A 16,693-nucleotide genomic window follows, 5' to 3' on the forward strand; every position below is an offset into this window, starting at 1 on the left:
ATGACTTCCAATGGAGGTCATATGTTTTTCAAGGCTAAGACAGAGCAAAAGAAAGTAATCGCATTTTTGAATCAAAAAGGTGGAGTTGGTAAGACAACCATGTGCTTCAATAGTGCCCATGCTTTGGCCAGAAAAGGACATCGTGTTCTTTGTATTGACTTTGACCCTCAAGCAAACCTTTCCCTACTTTTTAATGTTGAAACTGAAAATAATATTCATCAATTACTTGTGAACTCTGTCCGTGAACTGAAGGCACTACATCGACCGTTACTTGTTGATGAAGTTCTTGTTAAAACAGATTCAAATGTAGATCTTATTCCTGCAGGACAAGAACTCTCTGGCTTTGAGCTTACTATGGCGGCGGTGAATGTACCTCGCCAATTAATACTTAAGAGATTTATTGAAAAGAATGATCTTTTAAACCGTTATGATTATATCCTCATCGATTGTCCTCCAACCCTTGGACTTCTTGTTATTAATACAATTTGTGCAGGCCATGGAACTATTGTTCCTTTTAGACCAGATGACTTTTCGAAGAAGGGTCTTCATAACTTCTATGAAATGCTTGAAGATGTTAGGGATATGGGGATTGTCGACGTTCCTGAAGTCATCGTTCATATTCCAAATCTTATGGACACGAGAAGAAAACAGGAAGAGTATGATCTTAATGAGATTGCGGACATGATTGAAGCTCGTTTTGGAAAGAGAAATATTCTCACTCCAATTTATAATAAGGCGCAAATTGTAAAGGCCCAAGCATCGAAAAAATCAGTTTATGACTACCAGGCCCAAGAGTTTTCACAAATTCATCAACAATTTAATGAAATTGCCGATATAATAGAGACATGGAATAGTTAAAAATTTTGGAGTTTATATGAGTTCAGCAAAAGCAAAAAATCCACTTTATGTTGTAACAAACGATGGTAAGGATGTTGAATCTGCTACTGGAGTATTTGATATGCTTATTAAAAAATTTGGTCTTGAGCCGCTAATGACAATTTTCCAATCAATTCTCGACATGATTTCTGGTCAGGTGGGGAACTACGGTTTCTTTTTATTCTTACAAGATCTTGTTGATCAATTTGTTGCTCTTCTTGAAGATATCAGAAACAAAGTCTCGCTCTTTGTTCCTGGCCTAAAATAATTTTCCAATAGGGATCCCAATTGAGATCCCTAGCATTTCTGCATTCTTTCTCTCTCTTGCCCATTTAATATAATTGATTTCCCAAAAATATTTCTTTCCCCAACGAAGCCATAAATTTTTATAGGTCTCATTCGTTTGAGTTGATAGAAACATTCCATAGGTAAAGTTGAAGTTTTTTATCCCAAGGGCATGATTGAAGGATGCCTCAAAGCCCTGAGGGTAGATAATTTTATTTGTTGTACTCGATCTCGAATCAAACTTATATGTCAAAATCTGCGCTCCAAGGAGAGGAACAATTTGAACTTTATTATCAAAGGCCGTAGCTAGCTCATAAGCGAAGTAGAGCCCTGTATTGCTAAAGAGCGACTTCTTATAAACTAATGCCTCAAAAAAACGAAATGAAGAAACATCACTGATATCTAATTTTGAATAGATCATTAGCGCTGGAGCAGCTTCTTCCTTCTCTGCTTTGTCTCCATCATGGGTGTTGAAAGTATAGGGACCTAGCCCTAACGCCAAGTGTACGCGATTGGCCCTTTTTGGAAATTTTGCTTTAAGTTTGACTTGTAGCTTTTCATTTGGATTTTGGAGAGTTGTAATGACAGGTCTTTCATTCATTAAAATTGCAAAATATGGAGCCGATGTATTAAGAGGAGAGCGAAGCTTATTCACTTTTGCAGTGACAATAATTCTATTTCTTTCGCTTCCAATTTTTCCAAGTCTCTCACGCACACACCCTAGTGTCGCGTATTCATTTTCAATTCCTTCGACTTCAAGGCCATAAGGCGCACATGAGTAGTCGATAACGACACCTTCATTATTTTGTGATTTGGCGTTAAACTCAAAATTAACTATTTCAATCAATCTTTCATCTTCAAAAATTTCAATCGGTTTTGGACTGTAAAGATCGATATAGACAACAGTATTTTTTACTCCTTCTCCTTGAGAGAGAAGAACTTGACTTTCATATTTAAGTGAGACCACTTTTGGACTTCTTACTGAAATTGAAACTAGCGCCTTTGGCGAAAGAATATTCCCTGCTTCTCGGGCCCATTCAGTCGAGTTGTTTACAACACGAATGCTCACATCTGGATTCGACTTCTCTTTAACTACCTTTACCTTATCTAGATTAAGAGAGAGACGCTTTTCGCCAAGATTAAGAGTACCAAGAGAAAACGAAAAGTCTTTGGCCGTGATATTTAGACTAATTGTCATTAACAAAATGGGTAGTAGTAATTTTCTTAACATAATATCAGTATATTACGGCATAACCTCCACCTGTGATAGATAGCAATTTTTACGTTTTTCAATAGGGTCTTATTATGCTATAAGTTATTGAATTAATTATTTGAAAATAGGATTTGTGATGGAAATAACAAAGAGAGTAGACAGTTTAGTTGAAGAGTTTTCTCATCTTGGAGATTGGGAAGACCGTTATAAATATATTATTGATCTTGGTAAAAGTCTTGAAGAAATGGAAGACGAGTATAAAACCGAAGCGAATAAAGTGAAGGGATGTCAATCTCAAGTTTGGTTACATGCTAGTGTTTCTGATGGAAAAGTTTATTTTAAAGCAGATAGTGACGCCTCAATTGTAAAAGGAATCGTTTCGGTTCTTGTTAGAATTTACTCCGGTGCAACTCCTGATGAGATCCTGGCAACAAAACCAGACTTCTTAGATACGATTGGTTTAAGACAACACTTATCAATGAGTCGCGCCAATGGTCTATCAAGTATGATCAAACAAATCTCAATGTATGCGATTGCATTTAAAACAAAGATTGAAATGGGGATTAACTAATGAGTTACTTAAATCTTAAGCGCCCAAGAAGAAATAGAAAGAATGATTCAATAAGATCATTAATTCGCGAAAACTCACTGACCACTAATGACCTTATTGCTCCATTGTTTTTAATTGATGGCAAAGATAAGCGTGTTCCTATCGAATCAATGCCTGGCTTTTCAAGGCTGTCGCGTGATCTTCTTTTAAAAGAAGTTAGAGAGTTATGGCAGATGGGAATCAAGTGTGTGTCTCTTTTTCCGGCCCTTGATGAATCTCTAAAAGATAAGTTTGCTACAGAATCAAAAAATCCAAACGGTCTTTTACAGCAAACAATCAAAGATATTAAAAACGCAATTCCTGACATGCTTATTATGACTGATGTGGCAATGGACCCTTATTCAAGCGATGGGCATGACGGTTTGGTTGATGATAAAACAGGTGAAATTCTAAATGATGAGACTCTTGATATTCTAAGTGCGATGGCCCTTAATCAGGCACAAGCGGGAAGTGATATCATTGGGCCAAGCGATATGATGGATGGTCGTATTCGCGCAATTAGAGAGACTCTTGATAATGAAGGTTTTCACAACACTCTTATCATGGCCTATACTGCAAAATATGCTTCATACTTCTATGGACCTTTTAGAGATGCTCTTGATAGTGCACCAAAGTCTGGTGATAAGAAAACATATCAAATGGACTATCATAATGTAAAAGAGGCGATTAGAGAGATTAAGCTTGATGAAGAAGAGGGGGCAGATATTCTAATGGTAAAGCCTGGTATCTCTTATCTCGACGTCATCAAAGAGATGAAAGAAAATACTACGCTTCCTGTTGCTGCCTATAATGTTTCTGGTGAGTATGCCATGGTTAAGGCCGCAAGTGAGAGGGGATGGCTTGATGGCGATATGGTTGCGCTTGAAATGCTAACTTCATTTAAGCGTGCTGGTGCAGATATGATCCTTACTTATTTCATTAGAGATGTGATTAAGTACCTAGCTTGATAGTATACTTATCTTGAATTTGATTTGATACGAACAGGGACCTTTTTAGGTTCCTTTTCTTTTGCAATAGAAGCACCGATAACACCAGCGATGATGCCAAAGATAATTCCTGCTGCGATTACTGATACTTCCATAATTAACCCTTAATTAAGGCCAAAACCTATGTTTTGACCTTCTCTAGTTAATTATACGGCATAAAGTGAGGAAAATGTTAATTCTTACATTTACTTATTCTTGCACTTTGCTAAGGGCTTGATTTTAGGTGGCTGATGAGATCTTCAATAGATTCTTTTGACAATTTTTTAAACCACTTATTTTCTGGATATATCACCGCATGAATACCCTCGTTACATACACCAAGGCAGCCCGCTGCATTTACCCTGATATCTTTTGTATTGAATTCTGTTTTTACGCGGCTTTTTAATTCCATCCGTAAGTCAGATGCATAGTTCAGGTCATCGCAATGATTGTCATTAGTGCACTTTGTGCAAACAAAAATATGTTTTGTAAAAGATGTTTTATTGTTTTCTTCCATAGACGCTTATCCTTCAAGCTTTATGTATTAGATATATTCTGTTAAACTAGTCATATCTTAAATTTACTAAAAATTGGAATTAAAATATGGATTTTTGTCAAATTTTAGAGCCTAAACAAAAGGCCCTACAAATCAATCTTGATAATAAAATATATGGAACCTTTGCTGAAATCGGTGCGGGCCAAGAAGTTGCAAGAAACTTCTTTCAGGCCGGTGGGGCAGCTGGAACGGTAGCAAAAACAATGTCTGCATATGACATGACTTTCTCTGATAGCATCTATGGAAAAGAGAAAAGTGGGCGTTATGTATGCCAGGACAGAGTGATGAAGATGCTTGATTATGAGTATGATCTGCTTGTCGATAGACTTGGCAAAGTTCGTGGTGATGATACTACTTTCTTTGTATTTGCTGATACTGTTGCGGCAAAGAGCTACTCAGGAAAAGGCGAGTGTCACGGATGGTTAGCTGTTCGTTTTCAACACGCTCCAAACGCAAAAGCATCAGAGCTTGTTCTTCACATCCGTATGCTTGATCAGGAAAATGTCCAACAACAAGAAGCAGTCGGACTTATCGGTGTTAATATGATTCATGCGTGTTTCTTTCACCGTGATGATAAGAATAAATTTGTTTCAGCACTAATGGATAATCTTTCAACAAGACGAATTGAAATCGATATGATTCATGTTAGCGGCGAGGCCCTCGATCATATGGATTCAAGAATCTTATCACTTGAACTTGTTAAGAGAAAATATACAAAAGTTGTTATGTTCGATGAGAATGGACACGTATTACAGGCGAGAGATTATCTTTACAAGAAAAATCTTGTTGTCCTGCGTGGATCTTTTAGACCGCCGACTCATGTGAATATGGATATGCTTAAGTGTGGACTTGAGATTTTAAAAGAAGAGGTTGCTGATGGTGAAGAAATCCTAGGACTTCCTGAAGTTTCAATGTCTAAACTAATTGAGCGTGGCGAAGTTTCTAACCGTGACTTCTTAGCAAGAGTTGATCTTCTCACTGCTTTAAAACAAGTTGTAATGATTTCTAATTTTGATAATTACTTCGAAGTTAACGAGTTTTTAGAGTCCGTAAGTCGTCGCAAAATTCTTTTTGTGACTGGTGTTTACAATCTTCAAGAAATTCTTGATATCAAAAAATATGAAGAGAATCCAAGTGGAATGCTGGGAGGATTAGGAGCTTTATTTGGAAAGCAAACAAAGCTTGCTATTTACCCTGCGCTTGATGACGATGATTCATCAAAACTAAATCATATTGACGATGTTAAGTATGATCCAAGCATTAAGAGTATCGTAAATTATTTCTTTGAAAATAAGAGACTAATTAATGTGACTAATTTCAATGAGGATTACTCGGCCATTTGGTCTCGAACTGTTCTTAAAATGATTGAGGACAATGAGAGTGGTTGGGAAGAAATGGTTCCGGAAGTGGTTGCAAATCATGTTAAGGCGAAGAAGTTATTTTCTAAATAGAATATTCTTCCGTCTATAATCTCATTCATATCCATGAAATTATATTAATATGAAAAATATAATTTTATGGATTACCCTATTTTTTAATTTTACAATTTTTGCAACAGAGATTCGTGTAATGAGTTTTAATACGACTTGTGCCTTATGTAATAAAGGTCAGTTTGATAAATTCTCTAAAAGAAAACATTGGATAGTTGATACGATAAAAAGAAATAATCCTGATATAATCTCTCTTCAAGAGGTTCTGACTTCACGCCAATTAAAATGGATTGCGAAGCAACTTAAAGACTACAAATTATTCTATGGTAACTATAGAGTTTTTAAATTTTCCGATTCGGCACTTCTTGTTCGTAGGGATCGTTTTTCTGTTGTAAAAGATGGTGGCTACTGGCTTGGACGCCGCGGAGGTAAGCGCTTTAGCTTTGGTTGGAGTTTCGCTCTACCACGTCGAGTTCAATGGGCGACAATGGTAGATAATAAAACGGGAAGAGAGTTCACTTTTGTTGGTGGACACTTTGACAATCGTACAAAGAATAAAGAAAAATCAGCACAGTTTGTAATTGATACTTTTTCAAAAGAAGCTATACCTATTCTTTTTGCAGGTGATACTAATTTGAAACCAACGACAGAAGGTTATAGTTTATTAAAAACTTTTTTCGATGATAGCTTCGATCTGGCAGATGAATTTTCTATGATTAGAAATACAGACACAGGATTGAACGATGGGTGTAATCTCGAAAAAGGAAAAATTTTTCCAGACTGTCGTGTTGATCATATTCTCTTGTCGAGCCGTGATAATTGGCAAGTTTCTAATTGGGGGATTGATCAATTTAAGTATGATGGAAAGTTTACGTCTGATCACAGGGCCATCTTTAGCGACATCAGTATCGAATAAAAATTGATTTTAATCATCATAATCAATAAGGCCCCTGCTAGAAGGGCCTTGTCTTTATCTCTTTTGCATTGCATTCTTTTATTTGTTTGACAGCTCAAACAACTTTACGCAAAAATAGTTGATCAACACAATTGGACATTTATGAGAACACTATTTTTACTTTTTATTGCAACAGTAACTTTTGCAAATAATACTCTTGATACAGAGCTTGATCGCTATATTAAGAAGTTTAACTTCAAGGCCGTTACTATTCCTTCTGGAAAAAATTCTAAAATTTACGCCCTTGGTGAGGCGCTTTTTTTCGAAGAGGCCATTTCAGGAAATAAGAATATTAGCTGCGCCACTTGTCATGATCCCAATTTCGGAACAAGTGATGCTCTTCCAACTTCAATTGGAGAAGGTGGTTATGGTTTAGGGAATAAAAGAGTTGCAACTAATTCTGAACAAATCGTTCCTCGAAATTCACCAGGTCTTTTTAACGTAGGTTCTGATGAACTTAGTTTTATGTTCTGGGATGGTCGTGTTCACTATAGTAAGCGCCGGTTAGAATTTACCACACCAGAACCAGGACTCAATGGTGATTATCCTGAGTTTTATGAGATTGTAGATGAGCTCGATTCTGTACTGGCAGCACAGGCGTTGTTTCCAATCACTAGTCATGCCGAAATGAGAGGGCTTCCTGGTACTAATGAGCTTGCGAATACTAATTCGAATCTCGAATTATGGGAAGCGGTGATGAAGCGTCTGATGGCAATGCCGAAGTATCAGAAGCTATTTAAAGAAGCTTTTAATATTGCAGACCTATCTAAGTTTAATATCGGTCACTTTGGTCGAGCTCTTGGGCACTATCAAAAATTTGCATTTGTGATCGCTCAAACACCTTGGGATAAATATTTACGAGGTGATAAAGGGGCACTATCAAATGATGAGAAAAAAGGGGCCATTGCTTTTGCTACTTCTGGTCTCTGTGCAAATTGTCACAATGGTGAGTTACTTGGTGGAATTGGCTTTTTTAATGTTGTGGCACCACAAACTGGTCCGGGAAAAGATATCAAACATAATGATGAGGGGTTATTCTTAACAACGGGAACTGATCAGCATAAATATCTTTTTAGGACTCCAATGCTTCGTAATGTTTCCAAAACAGCACCATATTTTCATAGTGGTGCGTACTCTACGTTAGAACAGGTTATCGAGCACTACTCGACTGGACCTAATGCTATTGATAACTATGACTTTAAGATACTCGAACCTTTTGAGAAGAATAATTACAAAGAACAGCTCTTTGTTGAAACAGATCGTTATATGCTCTTCAAAAAGAAAAATACCGCTCATCCTCTGATAAAGAGTCACATGATTCGTTTAACTAGCGAAGAAAAGAGGCTAATTGCTCTCTTTTTAAGAAAGTCTCTTACGGAGTAATCTAAAAATAGAAGAATTCTTTTATGCAAGCGAGAGAAATAATGCACTTATCTCTCGCTGTATTCTCTTATACTTTTTTGTCTTTCTCTATAAGATCTATGGAAGAACGATTCTGGCTCATCAGAGTACGCTCATTCTTAAGTCTATCAACTTGAGCTTTCATGAGATCATAGTTAATCTCGCTCTTTTCATAAACTGGTTTTGCCTCATTTAGTAGATGGAGAGTCTGAGTTGGGAAAGCAAAGTTGACATTCATATCTCTTGCTATTCGCATAATATCGAGAAGCAAATTGTGCTTCTCGCATAACTCTGCTGCAAGATCGGGAACGGCCCAAAATACACTGAGGTAAATATCTAATGAACTTGCTCCAAGATTATTGAAATAAACATGGAAGCTGTCTTTTCTTGTGTGTGGGTGAGCAATGATTACCTGTCGAATGGCCTCGCAAAAGTTTTCAATCGTTTCAACTGGAGTATCGTAGTCAATTCCAAGTGTCGTGATAAAGCGACGGTACTTTCTTTTTCCATAATTATCAATATTCGCGTTTGTTAACGTTCCATTTGGAACAGTTACGAGAGAGTCATATGCTGTCCTAATGCGAGTCGAGCGCAAGCCAACTTCTTCAACAGAGCCTGTGATATCCCCATTTATTACAACCCAGTCTCCAATTGAAAATGGACGATCTATAAGAACAGTGAAAGAGCCAAAGAGATTAGAGACGGTATCTTTTGCGGCAAGGGCAAAAGCAATACCACCGATTCCCATACCGGCAAGGATATTTTTCATATTCAGATCAAGTGCATCGCCTACATAAATGATACCAAAGCAATAGATGAAGAATTTAGCTGTTTTTTTTATGAGAGGTACTAAAACATCATCAAATTTATTTTCTGTTAACTTCGCCTTGCGCTCGAGAAAAACGCAGACAATATCCACAACAGAAGAGATGATAAGTACCATGGCAAATGCCATCCCAATATCTGCGAGCTTAAATAAGATTGAAAGTACTTCCTCATCGAGATTAATTTTTGCAACTAAGAGATTAAAAATAGCGATGAATGTAAATAATCCAAATGGGTAAGTGATTCGTTTTCTCTCTTTACTTGTGAAACTGATATTTTTATTTGCAAGAAATTGGATCAGTTTTGAAGCGATATAGAATCGAACAAGTCTATCAAATATGAAGGCCGTTAATATTATAAATAAGATCGCTATCCATTGATAATTTTTTAAAATGAGATTTTCTCTCTTTGTCCAGCTTGGAAGTTTCTGTAAAATTTCCTGACGTAGACTCTTGTCAGCTACAACATTGGAAATAATCTCTTTTGAAGCAAGAGCAGACTCGTAAAACTTTAAGGAATCATAGGTCGCTTTAGAAAATTTCCATTTACCATCTTCCTTCATCTTGATGATAGAAATTTCCACATCGTTATTTCCGTCTAGCTTTTCTTTTCTAAAGTACCAAATATCATATTCTGTCTTTTCTGGAATTTTGTTTACGTCGACATATTCAATTTTGTCTATTACTTGACTAAGGGAAACAGCAAAATCCTCTGATTTAACCTCTGCAATAGCTTTTGAAAAATGAGCGGTGTCAAGGGCCTTGGTTGCTAGCTTTATGGCCTCTTGGTCACCTAGCTTAAATCCTTTCATTGTTTTCAAAAAATAATTCATTGTATCTCGAGGAGAGCTAAGGCTTGCTTCGGGATACTTTGCTTCTGCGAAAGAAATGAGACAAATGAGTGAGATTATAAGGGCTTTAATTTGCATATTTTAGTCCATTTTTTATAAATTTTAAGCACCTAAAATATCATGGTTTAAAAATATTGGTCAACCAACCTTGACATGATCTTTACAAACACCATCTTATTTTTAGTTAGATGAATATTTGACTGGAGGTCAGTATGAATAAATTTGATTCGATTGTTGCTGGAGCTTTTGATATTGCACAGACGGAAGTATTAAAGAGAAAGAATTCTGAACTCTCAGAATATCACCTCTTACATGGATTAATGGCAAATCCTTCAAGCTTCTGTTCTCGTGCATTGAAAGAATATAAGAAAGATGTAAAAGGTAAAATTGATCAACTTCCTACTGTATCACATATCGATGCTCAAAATATTAGACCAAGCTCAAAATTGTCAGAGTGGCTAACATATGCTTCGAGTTATTCAATTCAAGAAGGACGTCAGGAAGTCATCGAAAAAGATCTTATTCGTTATATTCCACAAGTATTCACTGCGCTAAATATAAATCCAGAGATTTTTACTCAAGCCCATGGAGAAGAAACGGAAGTTCCAAGTTTCTTAACAAACCTTAATGACCTTGCCAATGAAGGTAAGTTAGACCCTGTAATTGGAAGAACAAAAGAAATACGTGCCGTGATGGAGATTTTAGGTCGTCGTGGGAAGAACAACCCTGTCCTTGTTGGTCCAGCGGGAGTTGGTAAAACAGCTATTGTTGAAGGTCTTGCTGAAGCGATTGTCGCTGGTAAAGTACCAGATGTTCTACTAGGTAAAACTGTGTACTCTCTAGATATGGGTGCGCTTATGGCCGGTACAAAATTTAGGGGAGAGTTTGAAGAGAGGCTTCAAGGACTTCTTAAATTTATAAAAGAAAACGCAAGTGACTCAATCCTCTTTATCGATGAAATGCACCAGCTTGTAGGCGCGGGTAAAACTGACGGCGCGATGGACGCTGCCAATCTTTTAAAACCAGCTCTCGCTCGAGGAGAGTTAAATTGTATAGGCGCAACAACGCCAGAAGAGTATCAAAAATATATTCTTGGGGATAGTGCTCTTGATAGAAGATTTAGAAGTGTTCCTGTTGAAGAACCAAGTGTTGAAGATGCCATTGAAATTCTTATGGGAGTAAGAGAAAAACTTGAAATGCACCATGGAATTAAAATTTCTGACGATGCAATTTATAACTCAGTTCTTTTATCTAACCAGTATATTACTGATAAGAATCTTCCTGATAAGGCGATTGATCTTGTCGATGAGGCGGCCTCTGCTTTAAAGCTTTCTGCTGAGGCGATGCCAGCATCTCTTGCTGAGCTTGAAGCAGATATTCGTTCGAAGAAAGTTTATCTTCAGATAGAACCTGATAATAAAAATTTAAAAGAAGAACTTGAGAAGCTTGAATCAGATTTTGCGCAGAGAAGAAGCTCGTGGGAACAGGAGGTTTTATCGCTTAAAAAAGTTTCTGAATTAAAGAACCAACTCGACCGCTACCGCTTTGAATTAGAGCAAAATGAGAGAAATCAAAATTATGAAGAAGCCTCGAAGCTTAAATACTCGATAATTCCAGAGATAGAAAAACAACTATCGCAGTGTCATCATGACTGGGTTTTAAATAAAGAGAATATCGCTCAGGTTATTTCAAGACAAAAAGGAATACCTGTTGAGAAAATTTTAAAATCTCGTCAGGATAAGATTTTAAAGCTTGAAAGCTTTTTAAATGATAGAGTCTTTGGACAGCAAGAATCATTAAAAGAAATTTCAGAAATTCTTCTGACTGCTCACGCAGGACTTTCTGACCCAACAAGGCCACTTGGTTCTTTCTTATTAAAAGGACCTTCTGGTGTAGGTAAAACTGAAACTGCAAAGGCCCTCTCAGAGTTCTTATTTGATACTCAGGATAATATCATACGTCTGGACTTGTCTGAATATAGTGAGAAGCATTCGGTGTCAAAACTTATTGGAGCAGCCCCTGGTTATATTGGATATGAGGAAGGAGGGGTACTAACTGAAGCTGTACGCCGTAGACCATATAGCGTGATTCTATTTGATGAGGTTGAAAAGGCCCATAGGGACTTCTCTGATATCTTGCTTCAGATCTTGGATGATGGACGCTTAACTGATAATAAAGGTCGAGTGATTGATTTTAAAAACACGATCATCCTTCTCACTACAAACTCTAAAGATCTAGAAGGAGACTTCAAGCCTGAGGTATTGGGTAGACTCGATGCTGTGGTTGATTATCATGCGCTTGATAAATCAGTAATGACTAGTCTGGTGACAAAACAGGTGAAATTATTAAACGAAAGACTTGCAGCAAAAAAAATTTCTGTAATCTTAAAAGAAGAAACGATCCAGAAACTTTGTGAACTTGGCTATGATGAACGTTATGGAGCACGACCATTACAGTCGGTCTTTAACCGTGAAATTGTGCGCCCACTTTCTAAGCAGGTTCTCTCTGGAGAAATTAAAGAAGGAAGCGTAAGCTTATAATATTCAATGGGGGGATTCTTCCCCCTTTTCTCGGTCGCTAAATTCCAATAAAATTTATAAGTAATTAAGGAGTTTTTGTGGCCGATACAATCAATCTGAAACCGAATGAATACTTACTTCGTGAAGGTGAAGAAAGTGCAAATATGTACTATCTACAAAGTGGAACTCTTTCTGTTTATAAACGAAAAGGCAATGCTGAACATCAGATAGGTACAATTTATTCAGGTGAGCTTGTTGGAGAAATGAGCTTTTTAGATAAAAAGCCACGAAGCGCATCTGTAAGAGCTATTCAAGAATGCACTCTTGTCATTGTTCCAATTGAAAAATTTCAAAAATATCTTGATAAGCAGCCAGCTTGGTTTGGTGCACTTATTACAACTTTATTAGATCGTTTAAGAAGAGCGAATACGAGAATTAAAATTGATATCTAAAACGTTATTACCTATCTTACTTTTACTTCAGGTTAATGCCCAAGAGATTTGCTCGGGCAAGAATATTGAGTCTTTTGATAGCTCTTGCCGTGAAGAACTCATGCCACTACCACTTGAAGTTTCTGACGATTCATTGTTACCATTAGCTAAATGGACATGGTTAAATAAGAAACTCGAAGATCATAAGGCCCTTTTAAGAGCTGAGCTTGATTCTAATAAAGATCTCTTTCGCTATGTTAGAGATGGAAAAGCTCCTGAAGATGAAAACCTAACTTGGTATGAAAATGAGTATAAGAATTTAGAAAGTGATTTTAAATTTCTGATGAATGTTGTCGAACAGCTAAATAAAATAACGTATCAATTAAATAACTGTATGGGCTGTTCAGCATCTTGGAGAATAGATAAAGAGAAGGAACAGCAATCTCTTCAAAAATTAAAGATTTCTCTACTTTCAAAAAATCCTATATTCGGTGCTGGTGAGTTTGAGAATATAGCATCTGAAGATTTTAATGAAGCAAAATTCAAAAAGGCTTTCGTTGTCGCTAGTTCAAGCTATCTTTCAAATCTTCAGGCCGGAATAAAAGAAGTTTCTAATTATAGTAACAAAGCTCAAAAGCAATATGAATTTCTAATGGCGTCAAGGCCTGCAGTTCAAAAATCAAGACAAGATGAATTTTTTAAATTAGCTTCATCCCAAAGTGAATTGAAAGATGACTTCGTCTCGAGAGTTCTTAGTGGCCTTGATTGGAAGAATGAGTCTGCCGATCCTATCTTTGGTAATATTGCTTGTTCTTATTATAATAAAAATAAAGACTTTGTAGATACTAAAGAGATGAAGGCAATGGCCATCGATGGGACGATGATCGTCGCTCCATTTTTACTTGGTCCTACTTTTAGACTAGGAGTTTGGGGGCTACGTGGCACAGGACTTTTAAAATGGGGAATGAGAAGCGAGGTTTATGAGGCCGCCGTATCAAGCGGAATGAAGGCATTATCTGCGGGATATTTTGTTAATAATCTCTCAGACCTCGAAGATTCTCGTAAAGAGTGTTCTAACTTATTTAGAGATTTCAATATCTCAAAAGATTCAAAAGTTTATGAAATGTATAAGTCATGTGAGAGTGATTTATCTAATTCTATTGCACTCTCACTAGTCGAAGTAGGAGTGAGTTCATTCGCCACATTCAAGTCAATAAGCAAGGCCATCCCTAAAATAAAAAATTATAATTTCACTGATAATATTTACGAAGTTAAGTCTTTGGATGATCTTGGACACCATCTTGTAGCTAATCCTTTAAATGGAGATTCTATTGCAGAGTCGGGATTTCGTTTTCGTTCAAAGGGGGAAGGTGATTTCCTCGCATTAAATCTATCTCATGCTAACACGAAGAAACCTTTTGAAAAATTAAGTGATAATTATTGGGGATTTGTTTCTGATGTATATTCAGAAAGGCTAAAATTAGGGCCCGAAGAAATAAAGGCCTTTATAAAATCTTCTAAAGAGATGGCGCCTCGAACAACTCTTGTTGTTAATACCGCTAAAGCAAGTGATTCAGAATTTCGCGGAGGAGTAGCAATGGTTACCTCTGCAAAGAAAGAAGAGCTCATGCCATTTGAAAAAGCAACAGGGTTTAAGGTTGATAGAATAGATGGGAAACGTGTCGCCGAAATCGTTCGACTCTCTGTTGATGAGAAGTTAAAAGACCCGAAGCTTTCTAAGAAGCTTATTTCAACTTTATTCTCCTCGATCAAAGGTGAAGGAAATATTGATAAGGTCTATGTCTATACTTCTAAATCTCATCAGGTCCTTTATAAACGCCTACGTGTCCCAATGAAACAGATTAAGGACCTTGGGCGAGATGTGGTTTTAGAAATAGATATAAATGATATTCCTTAGGAAGTGTCTAGTTTTTAGACGGCCTTGAAATTTGTACAAAATTCCTGATTATTACCCTTAAAAATTTTATGATAGTGACTATTATTTATCATTTTTCAGGGTTTGCTATGCTTAAATTTTTCAAATTTTGCTCATTACTTTCACTTATGCTTACATCTCCATTTGCTCTGGCCAACGGTACGACTCCAATTGATGAGATCGTCTCGAAAATGACACTTAAAGATCGTGTGGGTCAGCTCTTACTCATTGGATTTCGTGGTGATTCTGTTGAGAACTCAGAAAGTATTAAACGTGATATTCAAGATATTGGGGTAGGCTCAGTTATTCTCTTTGATTATGATGTGGCCCTTAAAGTTCGTGATAGAAATATTAAAAACCCTGCTCAGTTAAAGAAATTGAATCAAGATATGCAATCCCTTGCGAAGATACCTCTTTTTATTTCAGTCGATGAAGAGGGAGGTATGGTTTCACGCCTTAAGAGTCGTTATGGGTTTGAATCAAAACTTTCTCCAATGGAGCTTGGAACTTCTGAGAGTCGAGTTGTTCAAAAAGAAATGAGTAAACTTGCAGGAGAGTTACACGAGAATAATTTTAACATGAATTTCGCACCTCTCGTGGATGTCAATGTAAATCCAGAGAATCCAGTTATTGGAAAAATTAAAAGGAGCTTTTCTGAGGATGAGAATACAGTATCTCAATTAGCTTCTCAAATGATCGATATACAAAATAAGGCCGGAATTGTTTCTGTTCTAAAGCACTTTCCTGGTCATGGAAGTTCTGACTCTGACTCCCATCTTGGCATGGTTGATGTAACTGAGACTTGGCAGGACAGGGAGTTAACTCCTTATCGTGATCTAATTGAAGATGGTAAAGTAGATATGATCATGAGTGCTCATGTCTATCAAAGGAACCTTGACCCCGACTATCCAGCGACTCTAAGTAAGAAGATCCTTGGTGATCTACTACGTACTGATTTAGGATATGAAGGAGTTATTATCAGTGATGATATGAATATGGGGGCCATTAAAGATCATTATGGTTTTGAGCAGGCAATTGAATTAGCACTAAATGCTGGAATTGATATTTTACTTTTTGGAAATAATTTACATTACGACAAGGATACTGCCGCTAAAGCGAGTAATTTAATTATTCGCCTCGTAAATACAGGGAAAATATCAACGAAACAAATTAATGATAGTGTTACAAGAATTCTAAAACTTAAAAGAAAGGCCGGATTATTGTAATCCGGTTAATAGTTAGATTGTAATCTTAAAAACCTGGTTAATACGCAGAACTTCATCCTCATCAAATTGATTTCCATCAACAGAGAGGTGATTGAGCTTTGGTAAATCTTTTAAAAAGTTTGGAAGGTGAGTAAGTCTATTGTGGTCAAGATTTATTCTTCGTATTGCTTTTAACTCTTTTAAAAAATCTGGAAGTTCGCAAATTGCGTTTCCTTGCAGGTCGAGAGTCTCAAGCTCGTGACAAATTGCTAGCCACTTTGGTACTTCTTTTAATTCAAGGTTTGCTAGTTGCAAAGTTTTCAAGACATCAAAATCGTATTCATGGTTATCAAAGTTTATTTGAACGCAATTCTTAATCTTTAAAATTTCTAATCGTAAGCAGCTTCCTAGAAACGAAGGGAGTTTCTTCAAGGCCGGGCAGTTGAGTTCAACTGATTTAATTCTATCGGTTGGAAAATCTGTTGGACAGTTTATTGCTGCGAGGTCATTGGAAAAAATTTCAACGCGTGTGATGAAGTGATAATCGTACTTATCCCAATTTATTTCTGTCACACCTTTTCTAAGTTTTATTACTAAACTGCTCATTCTATAATTTTAATAGATTTAGCAAAAAGA

16 protein-coding genes are annotated in these 16,693 nt (G+C 36.7%); 11 read left to right on the top strand and 5 right to left on the bottom strand.

Annotation, left to right across the window (positions count from 1 at the left end):
• Positions 1-21: 21 nt before the first annotated feature.
• Both M900_RS17265 and M900_RS11690 read left to right on the top strand, forming a co-directional pair.
• Entirely contained in the window at positions 22-858 is an 837-nt protein-coding gene (locus M900_RS17265; protein ID WP_021275229.1) for a ParA family protein, read from the top strand.
• Between the two features lie 16 nt (positions 859-874).
• The gene (locus tag M900_RS11690; RefSeq protein ID WP_021275199.1) at positions 875-1,144 is read left to right on the top strand and encodes a hypothetical protein; all 270 of its coding nucleotides are present in this window, start codon (positions 875-877) and stop codon (positions 1,142-1,144) included.
• Here M900_RS11690 and M900_RS11695 read toward each other — a convergent pair.
• A complete protein-coding gene (locus M900_RS11695; protein ID WP_198296010.1) occupies positions 1,136-2,392 on the bottom strand; it encodes a hypothetical protein in 1,257 nt (418 codons plus the stop codon). The genes M900_RS11690 and M900_RS11695 overlap by 9 nt on opposite strands.
• A gap of 118 nt (positions 2,393-2,510) precedes the next feature.
• Here M900_RS11695 and M900_RS11700 point away from each other — a divergent pair, with 118 nt between their 5' ends.
• Positions 2,511-2,945 (top strand): SufE family protein, encoded by a 435-nt coding sequence (locus M900_RS11700; protein WP_021275122.1) that lies wholly within the window; start codon positions 2,511-2,513, stop codon positions 2,943-2,945.
• Positions 2,945-3,931: a porphobilinogen synthase gene (gene hemB / locus M900_RS11705; RefSeq protein ID WP_021275134.1), complete on the top strand. Its 987-nt coding sequence runs from the start codon at positions 2,945-2,947 to the stop codon at positions 3,929-3,931. Before M900_RS11700 ends, hemB begins: the two co-directional genes overlap by 1 nt.
• An 8-nt stretch (positions 3,932-3,939) precedes the next feature.
• Here hemB and M900_RS17975 read toward each other — a convergent pair whose 3' ends face one another.
• Positions 3,940-4,065, bottom strand: a complete 126-nt coding sequence (locus M900_RS17975) for a hypothetical protein (RefSeq protein ID WP_021275263.1) — start codon at positions 4,063-4,065, stop codon at positions 3,940-3,942.
• Positions 4,066-4,175: 110 nt separating this feature from the next.
• Positions 4,176-4,466 (bottom strand): ferredoxin, encoded by a 291-nt coding sequence (locus M900_RS11710; protein ID WP_034732567.1) that lies wholly within the window; start codon positions 4,464-4,466, stop codon positions 4,176-4,178.
• An 86-nt stretch (positions 4,467-4,552) separates the two neighbouring features.
• Here M900_RS11710 and M900_RS11715 point away from each other — a divergent pair, with 86 nt between their 5' ends.
• The 3 genes from M900_RS11715 (at position 4,553) to M900_RS11725 (ending at position 8,273) form a co-directional block, all read left to right on the top strand.
• Positions 4,553-5,956, top strand: coding sequence for a hypothetical protein (locus M900_RS11715; RefSeq protein ID WP_021275194.1), 1,404 nt, complete (start codon positions 4,553-4,555; stop codon positions 5,954-5,956).
• Positions 5,957-6,005: 49 nt separating this feature from the next.
• Positions 6,006-6,851 (top strand): endonuclease/exonuclease/phosphatase family protein, encoded by an 846-nt coding sequence (locus M900_RS11720; protein WP_021275140.1) that lies wholly within the window; start codon positions 6,006-6,008, stop codon positions 6,849-6,851.
• A 141-nt stretch (positions 6,852-6,992) separates the two neighbouring features.
• Positions 6,993-8,273: a cytochrome-c peroxidase gene (locus M900_RS11725; protein ID WP_021275272.1), complete on the top strand. Its 1,281-nt coding sequence runs from the start codon at positions 6,993-6,995 to the stop codon at positions 8,271-8,273.
• A 67-nt stretch (positions 8,274-8,340) separates the two neighbouring features.
• On the opposite strand, the gene M900_RS11730 is transcribed toward M900_RS11725, so the two are convergent.
• The gene (locus M900_RS11730; RefSeq protein WP_021275044.1) at positions 8,341-10,044 is read right to left on the bottom strand and encodes a mechanosensitive ion channel family protein; all 1,704 of its coding nucleotides are present in this window, start codon (positions 10,042-10,044) and stop codon (positions 8,341-8,343) included.
• A gap of 134 nt (positions 10,045-10,178) precedes the next feature.
• Here M900_RS11730 and M900_RS11735 point away from each other — a divergent pair, with 134 nt between their 5' ends.
• The 4 genes from M900_RS11735 to M900_RS11750 all read left to right on the top strand — a co-directional run bounded on the left by M900_RS11735 (position 10,179) and on the right by M900_RS11750 (position 16,078).
• Positions 10,179-12,506: an ATP-dependent Clp protease ATP-binding subunit gene (locus tag M900_RS11735; protein ID WP_021275089.1), complete on the top strand. Its 2,328-nt coding sequence runs from the start codon at positions 10,179-10,181 to the stop codon at positions 12,504-12,506.
• Between the two features lie 77 nt (positions 12,507-12,583).
• Complete coding sequence (locus M900_RS17270; protein WP_021275124.1) at positions 12,584-12,937, top strand: Crp/Fnr family transcriptional regulator; 354 nt, start codon at positions 12,584-12,586, stop codon at positions 12,935-12,937.
• The gene (locus tag M900_RS11745; protein ID WP_021275209.1) at positions 12,927-14,834 is read left to right on the top strand and encodes a hypothetical protein; all 1,908 of its coding nucleotides are present in this window, start codon (positions 12,927-12,929) and stop codon (positions 14,832-14,834) included. The genes M900_RS17270 and M900_RS11745 overlap by 11 nt, the downstream gene beginning before the upstream one ends.
• A 107-nt stretch (positions 14,835-14,941) precedes the next feature.
• The gene (locus tag M900_RS11750) at positions 14,942-16,078 is read left to right on the top strand and encodes a glycoside hydrolase family 3 protein (protein ID WP_021275091.1); all 1,137 of its coding nucleotides are present in this window, start codon (positions 14,942-14,944) and stop codon (positions 16,076-16,078) included.
• A gap of 12 nt (positions 16,079-16,090) precedes the next feature.
• On the opposite strand, the gene M900_RS11755 is transcribed toward M900_RS11750, so the two are convergent.
• Entirely contained in the window at positions 16,091-16,663 is a 573-nt protein-coding gene (locus M900_RS11755) for a leucine-rich repeat domain-containing protein (RefSeq protein WP_021275104.1), read from the bottom strand.
• Positions 16,664-16,693 lie beyond the last annotated feature (30 nt).

Origin of the sequence: Bacteriovorax sp. Seq25_V (assembly GCF_000447795.1) — a bacterium.
GTDB lineage: Bacteria > Bdellovibrionota > Bacteriovoracia > Bacteriovoracales > Bacteriovoracaceae > Halobacteriovorax_A.